Below are 18,309 nucleotides of genomic sequence, written 5' to 3' on the forward strand. Positions count from 1 at the left end.
TCCGGTCTTCCGTTCGCTGGGCCGTCGCGGCGGCCCCTGGGCCGATCCCCCCGGATGGTGCTACTCCTGCTCGCCCTCCTTCCGGCCAGTGTCGTCCTTCTCGCGCTCCGGGTCGAAGAACACGGGCAGGCCGGCGGGCTTCTCGCCGCTCGGCGGTACTCCCAGCGACTTGAGCGAGAAGGACATGACGTCCTTGAAGACGGGCCCGCACACCTCGCTGCCGAAATAGCTTCCCTTGCGCGGGTTCTGCACCGCGCAGTAGACGGTGACGCGGGGCGCGTCCGCAGGCGCGAAACCCGCGAAGGACGAGGTGTAGCCGTTGTAGCGGCCGGTCTGCGGATCCACCCGGTTGGACGTACCGGTCTTGCCGGCGACGAGGTATCCGGGGATGCGGGCGGTGGTGCCGGTGCCCTCGTCGCTGGAGACGACGGACTCCAGCATCCTCGACAGGGTGCGCGCCGTCTCCTCCTTGATCACCCGGCGCGCGTCGGGCTCGGCCGCCGCCCTGAAGCCGCCGTCCGGACCGGTGGTGCCGCGGATCAGGGTCGGCTCGGTGCGCACGCCGCCGTTCGCGATGGTCGAGTACACCGACGCGGCCTGGACGGCGTTGAGGGACACGCCCTGGCCGAAGGCGATCGTGTACTGCTGGGACGCCGACCAGTCGCCTGGGGCGGCGAGCAGACCGGGCGTCTCGCCGGGGAAGTCGAGGCCGGTCTTCTGCCCGAGACCGAACTTCCGCAGGTAGGAGTGCATGATCTCGTTGGTCTCCGACCGGGAGTCGGCGAGCTGCTCCGTGGCCAGGATGGTGCCGATGTTGCTCGACTTGGCGAGCGCCCCGTTGAGGGTGAGGTACCAGGTGGGGTGGTCGATGTCGTCGGCGAAGGCGCGGTCGGCGCGCGGCAGCCGGTTGGGCACGGTCACGTGGGTGCGCGGGGTCGCGACGCCCTTGTCCAGCACGGCGGCCATCGAGACGGCCTTCAGCGTCGAACCGGGCTCGTAGGCGTCCTGGAGCGCGCCGTTGCCGAGGGTGGAGCTGTCGGCGCGGGCGATGTCGTTGGGGTCGAAGGTGGGGGCGCCGGCCATGGCGAGGATCTCGCCGCTGCGCACGTCCTGCACGACCACGTAGCCGCCGTCGGCCTGCGACTTCTCCACCTGCTCGCCGATGGCGCGCTGGGCGGCCCACTGGATGTCGCGGTCCAGGGTCAGTTCGACGTCGGAGCCCGGGACGGCGGGCTTCTCCTCGGCGTCGGCGGTGGGGATCCGGCGGCCGCCGGACTGGGCGTAGGTGATCTGGCCGTCCCGGCCGGACAGCTTCTTCTCCAGCTTGGCCTCCAGGCCCCCGGAGCCCTCGCCGGCGGCGTTGACGAAGCCCAGCACGCCGGCGGCGAGTTCGTCGCCGGGATAGACCCGTTTGGCGTGCGCGTCGGAGAAGACGCCGGCGAGCACGTTGGGGCCGTCGCCCTCGGCCGCCTTGCCGGCCAGCGCGCTCTTGAGGTCCTTGATCTGCCGCCAGTCCTGCGGGGTGCGCTGGCGGGCGAGCCGCACGTAGCGGGTGTCGTCGCGGGAGAGCTTGCGGGCCAGTTCGGCCTCGGGCTCGTCGAGGATGGGGGCGAGGAGCTCGGCGGCCCGCGCGGGGGCGTCGCCGACGTCCGTGTGCTCCTCGGTGAAAAGCAGCGGGTCGGCGGTGATGTCGTACGCGTCGACGGTGGTGGCCAGCGGCACCCCGTCGCGGTCGGTCATGGTGCCGCGTTCGGCGGCCAGCGAGACGGTGACGTAGCGGTGGGTCGCGGCGGCTTCGGCGAACGTACCGGCGTCGACCGCCTGCACCTGGAGCAGCCGGCCGGCGAACACCAGCAGCACCAGGGTGACGGCGACGCCGATCAGCCGGAGCCGGGGCTGGGGGCGGGCGAGGCGCAGCGGTGCGCCGCCCGGGCGGCTCGCGGCGCCGGCAGGGCGTGAGCGGGAGGGGGGCGCCCCGCCGGGAGTGCGGCGGGCGCCGCGGGCCGCCGGGGCGGTGGGGGCGCGTCCGGTCTTCCTGCGCGCGGCGTCCGCCCGGGACGGCCCGGCGCCCTTGCGGGGCACCTCCTTGCGCGCCTCCTTGCGCGGGGCGTCCTTCCGCGGGGCGTCCTTCCGGGGGGTGGGCTTCCGGGGTTCCCCGGCGCGCGGGGCCTCCTTGCGAGGGCGACCCCCGCGCGGGCCCGGGGTGCGGCCGGTGCCGGGACGGGGCACGCGGCGCGGTGGCCCGTTGCGTTCGCTCACCGGTTCTCCTGTTCCGACTACTCGGGCTGGACGGGCTGCTGCGCGGCCCCCGCGGACCCCTCGGACTGCACCCGCGGCTGGGGCTCCTGCGGCCCGCCGGACGCTCCCGGCTCCGGGGACGGCCCCGCCTCGGCGGGTGGTCCCGGCGCCTCCTCCTCCGGGGCTTCCCCGGGCGGGGGCGCGGGCGGTGCGGTCGCGGGCTCCGGGGAGCCGCGGACCGTGCCGTCCGGTTCGAGGAAGGCGGGCGGGCCACCGGGGACCATCCCCAGTTCGCGGGCACGTTCACGCAGGCCGGCGGGGTCGGAGTAGGACGCCACCTCCTGCTCCAGCGCCTGCTCCTCCTCCTCCAGCTCAGTGGTCCGCTGCTCCAGCCGGGTGACCTGGAAGGACCCCTTGTTCAGGGACGCGTTCAGCAGCAGCAGGGCGAGCAGGCCCGAACCGAGCAGCACCACGACGAGCAGGACGAACGGCGTGCGCGCGGCGGTGGACGTGCGCCCGGCGCCGACCGACCGGGTGAGGCGGGCGAGGCGCTGCTGGGCGTTCACTCCTGGACCTCCCGGATGCGCTCGGCGCCGCGCAGCCGGGCGGGGGCGGCGCGGCGGTTCGCGGCGATCTCCTCGTCGGCGGGCAGTTCGGCGCCGCGGGTGAGGAGCTTCAGCCGGGGCTGGTACCGCTCGGGGACCACCGGCAGGCCGGGGGGCGCGGTGCTGGTCGCTCCCGCCGCCAGCACCTTCTTGACCAGGCGGTCCTCCAGCGAGTGGTAGGACAGCACGCCGATCCGGCCGCCGACGGCGAGCGTGTCGACGGCCGCGGGGACGGCGCGTTCCAGCACCGACAGCTCGCCGTTGACCTCGATCCGCAGGGCCTGGAAGGTTCGCTTCGCGGGGTTGCCGCCGGTGCGCTTGGCCGCCTGCGGCAGCGCGTCGCGGATGAGCTCGACCAGCCGGGCACTGCGGTCGAACGGGTGTGCGCCGCGTTCGCGTACGACCGCTTCGACGATGCGCCTGGCCTGCTTCTCCTCGCCGTAGGTGCGGAGGATGCGCACCAGGTCGCCGGGCGGGTAGGTGTTGAGGACCTCGGCCGCGCTGATGCCGCGGGTCTGGTCCATGCGCATGTCCAGCGGGGCGTCCTGGGCGTAGGCGAAGCCACGCTCGGCCTCGTCCAGCTGCAGGGACGACACGCCGAGGTCGAAGAGCACGCCCTGCACGCGGGGGGTGCCGAGCCGGGCGAGGACGTCGGGCAGTTCGTCGTAGACGGCGTGCACCAGGGTGGCCCGGTCCCCGTGGGGGGCGAGCCGTTCCGCGGCGAGTTCCAGGGCCTGCGGGTCGCGGTCCAGGCCGATCAGGCGTGCGGCGGGGAAGGTCTCCAGCAGGGCCTCGCTGTGCCCGCCCATGCCGAGCGTGCAGTCGACCACGACGGCGCCGGGTTCGGCGAGTGCGGGGGCGAGCAGGTCCAGGCAACGGCGCAGCATGACCGGGACATGACGCTCGTTCGTGTTCATGTGCACTCTCCGGCCGGCGGTCTCCGCAGCCGGCCGCACATGCTCCCGGGAGCACGTACGCGCCGCGCACGCGGGGGAATTCGGGATGCGGGGAGTGTCGCGCCTCCCGCTGCGCGTCACTCTAGTCCACCGCATCTCCCGGTCAACGAACTGGTCAGGCGCGTCTCCCGCGGGACCGGAGTGGGTTCCGGAGACGGGGTCGCGGCGCGCCGCCGCGGGGCGTGCGACTAATCTCGTCGCCATGTCTGCTTCCCCGGAGGGCCGGGTCACCGACGCCATCGTCGAGGCCAACGCCCGTTACGCGGCCGCGTTCACCGACCCCGGCCTCGAGGCCCGCCCCGCGCGCAAGGTCGCGGTCGTCACCTGCATGGACGCCCGTATCGACGTGCCGGCTGCGCTCGGTCTCGCACTCGGCGACCACCACACCATGCGGAACGCCGGCGGCGTGATCACCGACGACGTGATCCGTTCCCTGGCCATCAGCCAGCGGGCGCTCGGCACCCGTTCGGTGGTGGTGGTGCACCACACCGGCTGCGGCATGCTGACGATCACCGAGGACTTCCGGCACGAGCTCCAGGCCGAGTCCGGGCAGCGTCCTTCCTGGTCCGTGGAGGCGTTCAAGGACCTCGACGACGAGGTGCTCCAGTCGATCAACCGGCTGCGCAGGTCGCCCTTCCTGCCGTACACCGACGACATCCGCGGCTTCGTCTTCGACGTGGCCACCGGGCGGCTGCGGGAGGTCGCGGCCTGACTCGGACGGGCCGCCGTCCGTGCCCGGGACGGCGGCTCCCGGACGGTTGATCGATCCCGCACGGTGACGGAATCGGCCGACCCATGAAGAATGGGCCGGGTGACGACGTATGACGAACACGTGAGCCTCAGCGATCTGACCACCACCGCGGACGGCGTGCGCCGTTCGGTGGAGAGCGTGATCGAGGGGAAGCCCGAGGTGGTGCGGCTGTCCCTGACGGTGCTCCTCGCCGAGGGCCATCTGCTGATCGAGGACGTGCCGGGCGTGGGCAAGACCATGCTCGCCAAAGCTCTGGCCCGGTCGATCGACTGTTCGGTGCGGCGGATCCAGTTCACCCCCGACCTGCTGCCCTCGGACATCACGGGCGTCAGCGTCTACGACCAGCAGCGACGCGACTTCGAGTTCAAGCCGGGGGCGATCTTCTCGCAGATCGTGATCGGCGACGAGATCAACCGCGCCTCGCCCAAGACCCAGTCGGCACTGCTGGAGTCGATGGAGGAGCGGCAGGTCACCATCGACGGGCAGACGTACCCGCTGCCCGAACCGTTCATGGTGATCGCCACCCAGAACCCGGTCGAGATGGAGGGCACCTACCCGCTGCCGGAGGCGCAGCGGGACCGCTTCATGGCGCGGGTGTCCATCGGCTACCCCAGCCCGGAGGCGGAGCTGGAGATGCTCGACGTGCACGGCGCCGCCTCGCCGCTCGACGACCTCCAGCCCGTCGCGCACCTGCACGACATCGTGAAGCTGACCGAGGCGGTCCGCGGCGTCCACGTGGCGGACCCGGTCCGCCGCTACGCGGTGGAGCTGGTCTCCGCCACCCGCTCGCACCCGGAGCTGCGGCTCGGCGCCTCGCCGCGGGCCACACTCCAGCTGCTGCGGGCGTCGAAGGCGTCGGCCGCACTCAGCGGGCGGGACTACGTGCTGCCGGACGACGTGCAGGAGCTGGCCGTGCCGGTCCTCGCGCACCGGCTGCTGCCCACCGCGCAGGCCCAGCTGGGCCGACGGACCGCGGCGCAGGTGGTCACCGAGATCGTGCAGCAGACCCCGGTGCCGACCGCCGTCCCCGGCTCGGTGCCGCCCGGCCCGCAGGGCTACGGGCGCCCGCGGGGCTTCTGATGTCCACCGGCCCGGTCGTCGGCGCCCGGCCGCACCGGCCGAACCCTCAGGACGAGAACGCCGGCTCGCTGCGGGCCTCGCTCGGCGGGCTGACCACGCGGGGCCGTTCGTTCCTCGCTGCGGGGCTCGCCGCCGCCGTCTGCGCGTACGTACTGGGCCAGTCCGACCTGCTGCGGGTGGGTCTGCTGCTCGCGATGCTGCCGCTGGTGTGCGTGCTCGTGCTGCACCGCACCCGCTACCGGGTCTCCGCCGCCCGCCGGCTGAGCCCCGCGCAGGTGCCCGCCCGCGAGGAGGCGCGCGTGCACCTGCGCCTCGACAACGTCTCCCGCATCCCCTCCGGCCTGCTGATGCTGCAGGACCGGGTGCCGTACGTGCTGGGCCCGCGGCCGCGGTTCGTGCTGGACCGGGTCGAGCCGCAGGGCCGGCGGGAGGTGTCCTACCGGGTGCGTTCGGACCTGCGCGGCCGCTACCCGCTGGGTCCGTTGCAGCTGAGGCTGACGGACCCGTTCGGGATGTGCGAGCTGACCCGGTCGTTCAGCGCCTACGACACGCTCACCGTGGTGCCGCGGGTGGAGGCGCTGCCGCCGGTACGGCTGTCCGGGGCGGCCGGCGGCTACGGCGACCGCCGGCAGCGGTCGCTGGCGCTGGCCGGCGACGACGACGTGATCCCCCGCGGCTACCGGCACGGCGACGACCTGCGGCGTATCCACTGGCGCAGCACGGCGCGGCACGGCGAGCTGATGGTCCGGCGCGAGGAGCAGCCCCAGAAGGTGCGCTGCACGGTCCTGCTGGACACCCGGCGCTCGGCGTACGGCGGCTCCGGGCCGGACTCGCCGTTCGAGTGGGCGGTGTCCGGCGCCGCGTCGGTCTGCCTGCACCTGCTGGAGAGGGGATTCGCGGTGCGCCTGCTGACCGACACGGGTCTGCCGGCGACGGGCACGGACGGCTCCGGCTTCGACGGCGACTCGGCGGAGGTGGCGGCGCTGCTGCTGGACGGCCTCGCCGTGCTGGAGCAGTCGCCGGAGCCGGGTCTGTCCCGGGCGTGGGACGTGCTGCGCGGCGGCGGCGACGTGCCGGGCACCCGCGAGGGCCTGCTCATCGCGTTCCTCGGCGCGCTGGACGGGGAGCAGGCCGCGCTGGTGGCCCGGATGCGGCAACGCACCCGCCGGGCTCTGGCGTTCGCCGCGCAGCCGGGGCCGGACGGCGAGGACACGGCTCCGGTCCTGCGGGAGGCCGGGTGGACGGTGACGGCCGGCGGCCCGGGCACGACGCTGCCCGGGCTGTGGCAGAAGGCGCACGAGGCGACCGGGGAAGGACTGAAACGATGACCGGACGTGCCCGGCTGGCGGTGTGCGCCGGGGTCGCGACACTGACCTCGGCGTGCGCGATGCTGCCGCTCACCGCGGAGGCGACCTGGCTGCTCCAGGCGTGCGTGCTGCTCGGCCTCCAGACGGTGACCGGCGTCGTCGCCCGGCGCGTGCCACTCGCCCGCCCGCTGACGGTGCTGGTGCAGCTCGCGCTCACGCTGATGCTGCTCACGCTGATCTTCGCCCACGACCAGGCGGTGGGCTGGGTGCTGCCCGGGCCGGACGCGTTCGCGCAGTTCGGCGGGCTCTTCGCGGAGGGCGCCCAGGACGTGCGGCGCTACTCGATCCCGGCGCCCGTCAGCGACGGCATCCGGATGATGCTGCTGGCCGGCGTGGCCGGGATCGGCCTGCTGGTGGACGCGTTCGCGGTGACCTACCGCAGTGCCGCCCCTGCCGGGCTACCGCTGCTCGCGCTGTACTCGGTGGCCGCGGGGCTGTACGACGGCGGGGCGAACTGGCTGTGGTTCCTGGTCGCCGCGGCGGGGTTCCTGCTCCTGCTGCTCGCCGAGGGGCGCGAACGGCTGTCCCAGTGGGGGCGGGTCTTCGGCCGGCACCCCGGCCCGTCCGGACGGCCGTACGAACCGGGCAGCGTGGGCGGCTCCCCGGTGGCGACGGTCCGCACGGGCCGGCGCATCGGTGCGCTGACTCTGGGCATCGCGCTGGCCGTGCCGGCGGCGCTGCCGTCGCTGGACAGCGGCCTGCTGGACTCGCTCGGCGGCCCCGGCTCCGGGCTCGGGCCGGGGAACGGCACGGTGACCGCCGTGGATCCGCTGGTGGCGCTGCAGGACAGCCTGAACCAGCCGGAGAACCGCACGGTGCTGACGTACCGCACCGACAACCCCGATCCGGGCGACATGTACCTGCGGATCGTGTCCCTCGACCGGTTCGACGGCGCGGCGTGGGAGGCCTCGGAGCGGCAGATCACCCGGGTTCCCGAGTCGTTCCCCTCCCCGCCGGGGCTGTCGGAGGAGGTGAAGACCCGCCGCGTGACCACGACCGTGTCGGCCGCCGACTGGTACGCCCAGTCCTGGCTGCCGATGCCGTACCCGGCGACCGGTGTGGACGTGGAGGGGGGCTGGCGGTTCGAGCCGCGGAGCCTGGCCCTGGTCGGCGAGGACGGGCAGACGACCCGCGGCGCCCGGTACCGGGTGGAGAGCCTGCTGGTGGAGCCCACCACGCAACAGCTCGCGCAGGCGGGCGAACCGTCCGAGCCGCTCCCGGCCACCTACACCGAGGTGCCGAACTCGCTGCCGGACGTCGTGGAGAGGACCGCGCGGCAGGTCACCCGGAACGCCGACACCGACTACGACCGCGCGGTCCAGTTGCAGGAGTGGTTCACCCTGGACGGCGACTTCACCTACGACACGGAGGTGCGGGCCGGAAGCGGCACCGCGGCCATCGCCCGTTTCCTCAAGCAGCGCGAGGGCTTCTGCGTCCACTTCGCCTTCTCGATGGCGGCGATGTCCCGGACGCTGGGCATCCCGGCCCGCGTCGCGGTCGGTTTCACGCCCGGGGAGGAGCTGGACGACGGCCGGATGGCGGTCGGGCTCCAGGACGCGCACGCCTGGCCGGAGCTGTACTTCGACGGCGTGGGATGGGTCCGCTTCGAACCGACGCCGACCCGCGGCAGTTCTCCCGCCTACTCCCTTCCGGAGATCGACGGGAGCGGCGGCGACCGGGACAGCCTTGTGCCGGAACGGCCGGACGACACGGCGGAACCGGCGCCCGCCCCGTCCGAGTCGGCGGAGTGCACGGCCGCCGAGAAGCGTCTCGACCCGACCTGCGGCGGGCCCGAGGCTGCCGGGGGCGCAGGGGGCGGAGGCGACGGCGGCGTCCCGTGGGGGACCGTGGTGCCGGTGTCCGGCGCGGTGGTGGCCCTCCTGCTGCTGCCGATGCTGCCGATGCTGTGGCGGCTGCGGGCCCGGCGCCGGCGGCTGGCCGGCGGAGGCGTGCTCGCCGCCTGGCGGGAGATGCTGGACTCCGGCTGGGACCTGGGCATCGAGCCCGACGAGGCGGCGACGCCGCGCCGCGCCGCGGAACGGCTGGTGGAACGCGGCGCGCTGGGCACGGAGGCGGCCGCCGGTGCCGAGCGGGTCGCGCACGCCGTCGAACGCCTGCTGTACGCCCCGGTGGAGCCGGAGGCCGACGGCCTGGCGGGGGACGTCCGGCGGGTGCGTGCGGAGTTGGCGCAGCGCGCCCCGCGGGGGCGGCGGGCACGGGCCCTGCTGTGGCCGCGTTCCGCCATTCGGGTGATCTGGGCGGCCGCCGACCGAGGGACGGAGTGGAACCGTCGGTGGCGGGGCATGCTGCGGCCCGGTACCGCGGGTCGGTGAACCGGGGACGGCGCGGGCGCCGGGCCCGGACACGGGTGGCCGGAGGACGACGGGCCCCGGACGACGGTCCGAGGGGGCGCCACCTGCGGGTGGCGGCCCCCTCGGACGGAGTCGGGTGAGGCTCAGCGTGACGGACGGGTGGCGGGATGCGCTCGCGCGTGTACGCCGTCTGTGCGGGAGCGCCGGGGGAGGTGATCCCCCACCCCTCACGGGCTGCCGCCTGTCCTGCGGCGGCTCGTGCCGGGCCGGTCGGTCAGCCCCGCTCGTCGCGGCGGCGCTGCCAGCGTTCCTCGATGCGGTTCATCATCGAACGGCGGGGCCGGGACGCGCGGCGGGTCTGCCGGCCGCCACCGGCCGGAGCGGCCTGCTCGGTGGCGGACTGCTCCTCACCGGGCTTGGGGGTCTTGCGCCAGCTGGTCACGGCCAGCACGGCGCAGCCGAGCATCACGAGGAAACCGACGACGCTCACCCAGATCTGCTGCGCGACCATGCCCGCCATGAGGAGCGCGATGCCCACCAGAAATCCTGCGACCGCCTGGTAGACCCGCTTGCGGGTGTACGAGCGCAGCTCGCTTCCCTCGAGCGCTGTCGCGAACTTGGGATCTTCGGCGTACAGCGCTCGCTCCATCTGCTCGAGCATGCGCTGCTCGTGCTCAGAGAGCGGCACGGAGTCCTCCTACTCGTCGGTCGCGGGGGGCGACCGGATGCGGCCCTTCAAGGATAGGCAGGGAATCGCCCCCGTGAAACCCGCCCTCTACGCTGATTCCTCCCACCGTTTCCGGGATGCCGGGCCGGTGTGGTGGACGGTGTATTCCGTGCATTCCCTCACCGCCTTTCCGTCATGCCGGACGGTGTGCCTCGATCATACGGCGCCCCGGGCCGTTGCGGACGGGCTGTGCGCAGCCGCACGCCTCACCCGTCCGCGGCGGGCACCTCCGCCAGCACGTGGAGCTGTGTGGCCACCGACTGGAACGCCGGCAGCCCGGACGCGGCCGCCTCCAGTCGGGCCAGCGCCTCCAGGGCGTCCGGCTCGGTGTCCACCAGCGCTCCGGGTACCAGGTCCGCGAAGACCCGAACCCCGTGAATCGCCGCGATCCGGAGCCCGGTGTCGGCGACCAGGCCGGTGAGCTGCTCCGCGGTGAAGCGCCGGGGCATCGGGTCGCCTTCGCCCCAGCGGCCGTCGGGAGCGGCGAGCGCCTGCCGGGCCTCGGTGAAGTGGCCGGCCAGGGCGCGGGCGAGCACCGCGCCGCCGAGGCCGGCGGCGAGCAGGCTGAGCACCCCGCCTTCGGGCCGCAGCGCGGCCACGGCGTTGCGGAGCGCGTCGGCGGGGTCGTCGACGTACTCCAGGACGCCGTGGAAGAGCACCACGTCCGAGGCGCCGCGCTCGGCGACGTCGAACAGCCCGTGGGCGTCTCCCTGCACGCCCCGTACGCGGTCGGCGACGCCGGCCTCCGCGGCGCGGCGCTCCAGCGCGAACAGCGCGTTGGGGCTCGGGTCGACCACGGTGACCCGGTGGCCGAGCCGGGCCACGGGCACGGCGAAGTTGCCGGTGCCGCCGCCGGTGTCCAGAACGTCGAGGCTGTCCCGGCCGGTGGACTTCACCCGTTCGTCGAGCCCACCGCGCAGCACCTCCCAGACCACGGCGTTACGAAGGGAAGCGCTGGGGCGGGACATGCGGTGCTCCTCGGCGGCTGTGCTGCTGGGGCGGCTGCGGTGCTGGGTCGGCGGGGGACCAGCTTAGGTCCTGTCCGGCGGATCTTTGAGGGTCGGCCCGCGGCGTCGGATGCACGGGGTCTCCCCAGCTCCGCCAGGACCGAGGGGACGCATCGCCAGGCGGAGGACCGCAGCTCGCACTCGCTCTTCAGCTCGCGCGGGGTTCGTCGGCCGGGGGGACCCGCGGCTGGGGCAGCGCCGGCTGGGAGACCAGCATCCGTTCGACGAGCCGCAGGAACACCCCGGCCTCGCGCACCAGGTCGTCCGCGTCCCGCCAGCTCGCGGCGCCCTGGATGCCGGCCTCCGCGCGGGCACGGCGCTGCGCGCCGGCGGCGAACAGGGCGCTCCACTCGGTCAGTTCCGGTGCGGCCTCGGGGAGCACCTCCCAGGCGCTGCGTATCCGGGTGCGGCGGCGGGGGGCGGGCTCGGGGCGTCCGCGCACCGCCAGCACCGCCGCGGCCGTACGCAGCGCGGCGAGGTGAGCCGTGGCGAACCGCTCGTTGGCGGTCGGCATCTCGGCCGCCTCGTCCAGGCCGTGCTGCGCCTGGGCGAGCAGGTCCAGCGCCGCGGGCGGCGCCGAAGCGCGGCGCAGTACGGGATGGACGTCGTTCGGGGGCCCGTGCATGGCGAACCTCCATTCGTCGGACGGCGGCCGGTGAGACCGCTCCTGTGTGTCCAGGAAAGACCACGGCACTGACAATCCGTGCCGACCTGCACAAACGCCGCGGGTGGGCGGGGTGGCGACGGGCCCCCGGCACCGTTGGCGTAGTTTTTGCACTGACCAGTCAGTTCAAAATAGGGGGTGCGCCCGTGCAGAGGCCCCGGCAGACGGAGGGTGCGGCGGTGGCCGCCGGAGGACTGGGACTGCGCGGACCGCGCGGCCCCGTCTTCGCGGACGTGGAGCTGCGCGCCCCGGAGGGGGCGCTGATCGTGGTGGACGGCCCCTCCGGCTCCGGCCGGACCGCGCTGCTGCTCACCCTCACCGGCCGGATGCGGCCGGACGCCGGCACGGCCGAGGTGGCCGGCCGACGGCTGCCCCGCGGCGCGGCGGCCGTGCGCCGGATGAGCGCGCTCGGCCCGGTGCCCGGCATCACCGACCCGGACCCCGCGCACTCCGTCGGCGAGCAGCTGCGCGAACGCGCCCTGCTGCTCAGCCGGTTCGACGGGCCGCTGCGGGGCCTGCTCGCCTCGCCCCGCCGCCGCGCGACGGCCGCCCGGGAGCGCGCGGAGGCGGCGCTCACCGCCGCCGGCCTGGACCCCGACGCGCTGCCTCGCGGGGTGCGCACACGCGGGCGCGACCTCTCCCGTACCGAGACCTTCCGGCTGGGTGTCGCCCTGGCCCTGCTGGGCCACCCCCGGCTGCTGGCCGTGGACGACGTCGGCCTGAAGCTCACCGACGCCGAAAAGACCGCCGTGTGGGAACTGCTCGCCTCCGTCGCCGCGGCCGGCACCACGGTGCTGGCCGTCGGCGAGCCCCCGGCGCCCGCCGTCACCGGGGAGGTCCCGCTGGTCGTCGTCCGCACCGCGGACCGTGCCCGGGAGGCCGTGTGATGCGTGCACCGCGGCTGGCCGCCCTGGAGCTGCGCCGTTTCGGCCGGGGCCGTCTCCCCCGCGCCGCCATGGCCGCGATGATGCTGCTTCCGCTGCTGTACGGCGCGCTGTACCTGTGGTCGTTCTGGGACCCGTACGCACGCCTGGACCGGATACCCGTGGCGCTGGTCGACGAGGACCGGGGCGCGGAGGCCGGAGGGGAACGCATCGAGGCGGGCGCGTCCCTCGTGGAGAACCTGCACGAGAGCGACACCTTCGACTGGCGGGAGACCGACGCGGCCGACGCGCGCGAAGGAGTCGCGGAGGGACGCTACTTCCTGTCCCTCACCGTGCCCGAGGACTTCAGCGAACGGCTCGCCTCCGGCGCCGGGGACCGCCCCGCGACCGGCGCGTTGCGGGTGCGCACCGACGACAGCAACAACTACCTCGTCGGCCAGATCGCCCGCACGGTGTTCTCCGAGGTGCGGGCCGCCGCGTCGAGCAAGGCCTCCCGCCGCTTCTACGACCGCATCTTCGTGTCGTTCTCCACTCTGCACGACCGCACGCAGAAGGCCGCGGACGGCGCCTCCGACCTGGACGGCGGCATCGGCCGGGCCGGCAAGGGCGCCGGGGAACTCTCCGACGGCCTGGACGAGGCGGAGCGCGGCAGCGGGCGCCTGAAGGACGGAACCAGGCGGCTGCACACCGGCTCGGGGAAGCTCAAGTCCGGCGCCGCGAAGGTCGCCGACGGCACCGGGAAGCTCGCCGCGAAGGTGCACCGCCTCTCCGACACGGCCGGGCCGCTGCTCGACCGTCACGGCGACGACATCGCGAAGGCCGCCCGCAAGGTGTCACGCGCGGCCGGGACCCTGCGGAAGAACCTCGACGACCTGCCCGGAGCCGCGCGGCGCGCCGAGACGGACTCCCGCAGGGCGGCCGACGCGCTGGCCCGTGCGCACACCGCCCTCTGCGGCGGGACGGCCGCCTCCGAGGGGAGCGGCCCTCCGGACGGGCCCCTCCCCGGACCGACGGCGCACGGCTCCGCGCCTGCCGAAGTCCCGGGCGCCGGGGGGCGGTCCGGTCCCCCCGCCCCGGACGCGGCTGCGGGCGGCTGCCCGCAGCTGAAGAAGGCGGTGGCCGCCGCCGAACGCGCCGCCGACGTCGCCGCGGACACCCACGATCTCGTGCAGGACCACGAGAACCTCGACGAACTCGGCGACCATCTGGAGGACCTGGAGCGCGCGGCCGGAAAGCTCGCCCGCGAGGCCCCCGGCCTGGACGAGGACCTGGATCGCGCGGTGCGCAAGGTCGACAGGCTGAACTCGGGTGCGCGGAAGGTCGCCGACGGCGCGGCCCGGCTGCACACCGGCCTCGGCGGCGCCGAGGACGGCGCCGAGCGGCTCGACGGCGGCCTGGAACGGCTGGGCGACGGCGCGGACGCGCTGGACGGCGGGCTGTTCCGGCTGGCGGACGGCTCCGAGCGGCTCGCCGCCGGGCTCCACAAGGGCGCCGCCCGCATCCCGGACTACGACGACGAGGAACGCGCGGACCGCAGCGAGGTGATGGCCGACCCGGTCCGGCTGGCCTCGTCCCGGCTGCACGGCGCCCCCGACTACGGCACCGGCTTCGCGCCGTACTTCATCCCGCTCTCCCTCTGGGTGGGCGCGATGGTGGCGTACATGCTGCTCCAGCCGCTCAACCGGCGGGCGCTGGCGGCCGGAGCACCGGGGCGGCGGATCGCACTGGCCGGCTGGCTGCCGGTGGCCGCGATCGGCACCGTGCAGGCCGCCGCGCTGCTGGCCGTCCTGCACTGGGGGCTCGGTCTGCAGATGGCACGCGGGGCCGGTACCGCGGGATTCCTGGTGCTGGTGACGCTGTGCTTCACGGCGATCGTGCAGTTCCTGGGCGCACGCTTCGGGCCCGCCGGGCGCATCCTGGTGCTGGCGTTGCTGATGCTCCAGCTGACCTCGGCCGGCGGCACCTACCCCGTGCAGACCAGCCCGGACTTCTTCAACGTGCTGCACCCGCTGCTGCCGATGAGTTACGTGGTGGAGGGCCTGCGCCACCTGATCACCGGCGGCGGTCTGGAGCCGGTGTGGCGGGCGTGCGCGGTGCTCGTCGCCTTCACGGTCGCCGCGCTGGCGCTCACCGCCTGGACGGCCCGGCGCGGCCAGATGTGGACGATGAAGCGGCTCCATCCGGAGCTCACGCTGTGAGCGCCGCGGGGCGGGAGCGGCCCGGGGGCGGAGGTCTGTGACAATCTCCGGCATGGCACGCGGCAGCACGCGCCGGAGCGCGACCCGTCAGAAGCTCTACGAGGCGGCCGTCACGCTCATCGCCGAACAGGGCTTCTCCGCCACGACGGTGGACGAGATCGCCGAACGCGCGGGCGTCGCGAAGGGCACCGTCTACTACAACTTCGCCAGCAAGACCGAGCTGTTCGAAGGGCTGATGCGGCACGGCGTCGAGCTGCTGCGGGACGACCTGCGCCGCGCGGCGGACGAGGCGACGGCCGCCGGCGGCGGCCGGGTGGACGCCCTGGACGCGATGATCCGGGCCGGGCTCGTCTTCATCGACCGCTACCCGGCCTTCACCCAGCTCTACGTCGCCGAGCTGTGGCGCACCAACCGCGCCTGGCGGGACACCCTCACCGTGGTGCGGCGGGAGGTCGTCGAGGTGGTGGAGCAGGTGCTGCGGGACGGCGTCGCGGACGGCGAGCTGAGCGGGGACGTCGACGTGCCGCTGACGGCCGCCGCGCTGGTGGGCATGGTGCTGGTGGCCGCACTGGACTGGCAGGCGTTCCAGCCGGAACGGTCCCTGGACGAGGTGCACGGCGCGCTGTCGCTGCTGGTGCAGGGACGCGTCGGCGGGTGCGGCCCGTAGACCGCACCCGCCTGCGCTCCCCCTCCCCCGTCTCCCCCCGTACCTCCCCCGTACGGTCTCCCCCTTCTCCCCCGTGTGGCGGGTGCCGCGCCGTTCCGCCGCCCCGTGCCGGCGGTCCGGCGCCGCGTCCCTCCACGCCCTGTACTCTGCCGTCCGCTCAGGTCGGCGCCCATCCGCTCGGGTACTCAAACCGGCGTCTGGGTATCCGTACTCAGCCCGTGGGTGCCCGCGCTCACCGTGGACCGGGCCGGTGCCCGGCGGTCGGTGCGCCGCTGGATAGAGTCGCCGGTCATGGCGGGAATCGCGGTGATCGGCGCGGGCATGGGCGCCATGGCGGCCGCCGCGCGGCTGGCCGTGGCCGGGAGACGGGTCACGGTGCTGGAGCGCGGAGACACCTACGGCGGGGCTGTGCGGCGCTACGCGCGCGACGGGTTCGCCTTCGACACCGGGCCGGGGCTGCTGCACCTGCCGGCCGTCTACCGGGACCTGTTCGTCAAGACCGGCCGGGAGCCGCTGGAGGAGTGCGTCGAGCTGCGCCGTGTCGATCCGGACGCACGGCACGTCTTCGCCGACGGCACCGCCGTCACGCTGCCGGGCTTCTCGCACGGCGGCGTGCGTGCCGCGCTCGACGAGGCGCTGGGCGCGGGTGCCGGGCAACGCTGGAGCGACCTGCTGGGGCGGGCGCGTACGGCCTGGGACGCCACCCGGCGTCCGCTGCTGGAGGAGCCGTCACGCCCGGGAGACGGCGGTCCGGCGCCCGACCCGTACCCGGCGTCGCGGCGCCGCGGACTGCTGCGGCGGCGCCCGCCCACACTCGCCGAGGTGGCCGAGGACGAGCTGCGCGACCCGCGACTGGCCGCGCTGCTGGGCGGGTTCGCCCGGTCCTACGGCCTGGACCCGGCCGAAGCGCCGGCGAGCGCGGCGGTGCTGGCGTACCTGGAGCAGACCTTCGGCACCTGGTACGTCGGCGGCGGCATGCGGGAGTTGGCGCGCGCGCTGCACGACCGGTGCGTCGCGCGCGGGGTGGAGTTCCGGTTCGGCGCCGAAGTGGCGCGGGTGCGGGAGGCAGACGGCCGGGCGACCGGCGCCGAACTGGCCGACGGCGAGGTGCTGGACGCGGACGCCGTCGTCGCCCCCGGACGGGCGGACGCGCACGCGCCCGGGGCGCGGGCCCGCTTCACCGTGCTGCTCGCGCTGGACGGCCCCCGCCCCGCGGGTGAGCCGCACCGCACGCTGCTGCACGGCCCGGACCGGCTGGTGACCGTCCTGCGGCCGGACGACCCGGCGCTGGTGCCGGACGCCGGGCACGAGGCGGTGGTGCTGACTGCGGTGGTGCCCGCCGGCCCGGTGGCCGAACCGGAGCGGCTGGCCGACACGTTGGTCGCCGCGGCCGACGCGGCGGGGCTGAACCTCGGGTGCCGTGTGCGGTGGCGGGAGGTGCGGACGCCGCTCGACCACGCGGCCGCGACGCACGCGCCGGGAGGCGCGGTGCCCCCGCCGGTGCTCGCAGGCGGAGGCGGGGCCTGGCGGCGGGAAGCCAACCTCGGCTCACCGCGCGGGGTGTACCGCGCGGGGGGCTGGGCGCACCCCGGCGGCGGGACGGCGCACGCCGGGATGTCCGGCGCGCTGGCGGCCGGGCTGCTGCTGGAGGGCGACGACTGGCACGGCTCGCGGTGACCGGACCGGGGCGGTGACCCCACGGACGTGACGCCGTAGCGGTCAGTAGCCCCGCTGCTCGTCGTAGTGGTAGCCGCCCTGGCCTCCGGCCGCGGGGGCGTCGTAGCCCTGTCCCGCGTCGTGGCCCTGTCCGTAGCCGCCCTCGGCGGGGTATCCCGCCTCGCCGTAGGAGTAGCCGTACCCGTAGCCGGTTCCCGGCCCGTCATCCCCGTAGCCGCCGCCGTAGCCGCCGCCGTACGGGTCCTGGTACGGGTAGGACTGCTCCGGCACGGGCTGCTGGTCCGACTCGCGCTGCTGCGGCACCCATGCGCCGCCGTATGCGTCGGCGCCGTATGCGTCGGCGTCGTAGCCGCCGGCGCCGTAGCCGGCATCGCCGTAGCCGTCGCCCGGGCCGCCGTACCCCTGCTGCATGCCGTAGTCCGGCGTGCCGTAGCCCTGCTGCATGCCGTAGCCGCCGGCCGGGTTGTCGTAGCCGCCGCCGTACGGACCCGAGTCGTAGCCGATGTACGGGTCGGAGTAGGCGGCGTACGGGTGCTGCTGCGGGTCCTCGCCGCCGTAGCCGTAGCCGTACGGCGCGTCACCTCCCGCCGCGCCGTGGGAGGCGGCGGGCGCGAACACCGACCGGTCGTCGTCGCGGCCGTAGATGCCGTACTCGCCGGTGTCGTCGGGCATCGGCTGCGGGTGGTAGGGGGGCGGGTCGTAGGCCGAGGTGTCGTACGGGTCCCCGGCGTACTCCGCGTCGACGTGGCCGCCGCCGGGCCGGTCCTCCTCGACGCCGGACACCTCGAGCACCGGGTCGGCGTCCTCGACCGGGGGGACGTCGTTGCCCTCGCGGCGCCTGCGGCTGGAGCCGGGCATGCCGCCGAGCGCCCAGCCGGTGGAGAAGCCGCGGCGGTAGGAGAGGGTGACGAAGGTCTGGCCTACGGCGAACGCCATCGCGCCCAGCGTGATGACGACGACCGAGGAGAGGGCGACCACTCCGAGCACGACGGTGGCGAAGCCGGCGAAGGCGAGCAGCCTCCAGCGCAGTCGCGCCTTGTACTGGAGCAGCACTTCCGCCAGGAGCCAGACCGCGACGGCTCCGAACGCTATGTAGAGGACCGTCCAGCCCATGTCCGCCCCTCTTCCCGCTGCCCTCGGCGCAGCTCGTGGAACCGCGGCCCCGGCCGGACCCGG

15 protein-coding genes are annotated in these 18,309 nt (G+C 75.0%); 8 read left to right on the top strand and 7 right to left on the bottom strand.

From position 1 onward, the window contains the following. Positions 1-60 precede the first annotated feature (60 nt). The 3 genes from K304_RS27060 to rsmH form a co-directional block, all read right to left on the bottom strand. Positions 61-2,082, bottom strand: coding sequence for a peptidoglycan D,D-transpeptidase FtsI family protein (locus tag K304_RS27060; protein ID WP_486591561.1), 2,022 nt, complete (start codon positions 2,080-2,082; stop codon positions 61-63). 194 nt (positions 2,083-2,276) lie between these two features. Next, positions 2,277-2,804 carry a cell division protein FtsL gene (ftsL, locus tag K304_RS27065; RefSeq protein ID WP_051307785.1) on the bottom strand — a complete coding sequence of 176 codons (528 nt, stop codon included), beginning with the start codon at positions 2,802-2,804 and terminating at the stop codon, positions 2,277-2,279. After that, positions 2,801-3,760 (bottom strand): 16S rRNA (cytosine(1402)-N(4))-methyltransferase RsmH, encoded by a 960-nt coding sequence (gene rsmH / locus K304_RS0103150; protein WP_027762551.1) that lies wholly within the window; start codon positions 3,758-3,760, stop codon positions 2,801-2,803. Before rsmH ends, ftsL begins: the two co-directional genes overlap by 4 nt. A gap of 241 nt (positions 3,761-4,001) precedes the next feature. On the opposite strand from rsmH, the gene K304_RS0103155 reads away from it, so the two are divergent. From K304_RS0103155 to K304_RS0103170, 4 genes are all read left to right on the top strand, one after another. Next, positions 4,002-4,511: a beta-class carbonic anhydrase gene (locus K304_RS0103155; RefSeq protein ID WP_027762552.1), complete on the top strand. Its 510-nt coding sequence runs from the start codon at positions 4,002-4,004 to the stop codon at positions 4,509-4,511. Between the two features lie 99 nt (positions 4,512-4,610). Then, positions 4,611-5,630 (top strand): AAA family ATPase, encoded by a 1,020-nt coding sequence (locus tag K304_RS0103160; protein WP_027762553.1) that lies wholly within the window; start codon positions 4,611-4,613, stop codon positions 5,628-5,630. After that, the gene (locus K304_RS0103165; protein ID WP_027762554.1) at positions 5,630-6,958 is read left to right on the top strand and encodes a DUF58 domain-containing protein; all 1,329 of its coding nucleotides are present in this window, start codon (positions 5,630-5,632) and stop codon (positions 6,956-6,958) included. The genes K304_RS0103160 and K304_RS0103165 overlap by 1 nt, the downstream gene beginning before the upstream one ends. Then, a complete protein-coding gene (locus tag K304_RS0103170) occupies positions 6,955-9,330 on the top strand; it encodes a transglutaminase TgpA family protein (RefSeq protein WP_027762555.1) in 2,376 nt (791 codons plus the stop codon). Before K304_RS0103165 ends, K304_RS0103170 begins: the two co-directional genes overlap by 4 nt. 253 nt (positions 9,331-9,583) lie before the next feature. Here K304_RS0103170 and K304_RS0103175 read toward each other — a convergent pair whose 3' ends face one another. The 3 genes from K304_RS0103175 to K304_RS27070 form a co-directional block, all read right to left on the bottom strand. Then, positions 9,584-9,997 carry a DUF3040 domain-containing protein gene (locus K304_RS0103175; protein ID WP_027762556.1) on the bottom strand — a complete coding sequence of 138 codons (414 nt, stop codon included), beginning with the start codon at positions 9,995-9,997 and terminating at the stop codon, positions 9,584-9,586. 245 nt (positions 9,998-10,242) lie between these two features. Further along, positions 10,243-11,004, bottom strand: coding sequence for a methyltransferase (locus K304_RS0103180; RefSeq protein WP_027762557.1), 762 nt, complete (start codon positions 11,002-11,004; stop codon positions 10,243-10,245). Between the two features lie 187 nt (positions 11,005-11,191). Continuing rightward, positions 11,192-11,668, bottom strand: coding sequence for an SAV_6107 family HEPN domain-containing protein (locus K304_RS27070; RefSeq protein WP_051307787.1), 477 nt, complete (start codon positions 11,666-11,668; stop codon positions 11,192-11,194). A gap of 185 nt (positions 11,669-11,853) precedes the next feature. Between K304_RS27070 and K304_RS27075 the strand changes: the two genes are divergently transcribed. The 4 genes from K304_RS27075 (at position 11,854) to K304_RS0103205 (ending at position 17,133) form a co-directional block, all read left to right on the top strand. Next, positions 11,854-12,594: an ATP-binding cassette domain-containing protein gene (locus K304_RS27075; protein ID WP_078528388.1), complete on the top strand. Its 741-nt coding sequence runs from the start codon at positions 11,854-11,856 to the stop codon at positions 12,592-12,594. Then, positions 12,594-14,789, top strand: a complete 2,196-nt coding sequence (locus K304_RS0103195) for a YhgE/Pip domain-containing protein (RefSeq protein ID WP_027762558.1) — start codon at positions 12,594-12,596, stop codon at positions 14,787-14,789. Before K304_RS27075 ends, K304_RS0103195 begins: the two co-directional genes overlap by 1 nt. 52 nt (positions 14,790-14,841) lie before the next feature. Continuing rightward, on the top strand, positions 14,842-15,456 hold the full coding sequence (locus tag K304_RS0103200; protein ID WP_027762559.1) for a TetR/AcrR family transcriptional regulator: 615 nt from the start codon (positions 14,842-14,844) through the stop codon (positions 15,454-15,456). 291 nt (positions 15,457-15,747) lie between these two features. Further along, a complete protein-coding gene (locus K304_RS0103205; RefSeq protein WP_027762560.1) occupies positions 15,748-17,133 on the top strand; it encodes a phytoene desaturase family protein in 1,386 nt (461 codons plus the stop codon). Positions 17,134-17,175: 42 nt separating this feature from the next. Here the strand turns inward: K304_RS0103205 and K304_RS0103210 are convergent, their stop codons facing one another. After that, on the bottom strand, positions 17,176-18,246 hold the full coding sequence (locus tag K304_RS0103210) for a hypothetical protein (RefSeq protein ID WP_027762561.1): 1,071 nt from the start codon (positions 18,244-18,246) through the stop codon (positions 17,176-17,178). Positions 18,247-18,309: the final 63 nt, after the last annotated feature.

This window comes from Streptomyces sp. CNS606, from assembly GCF_000426325.1.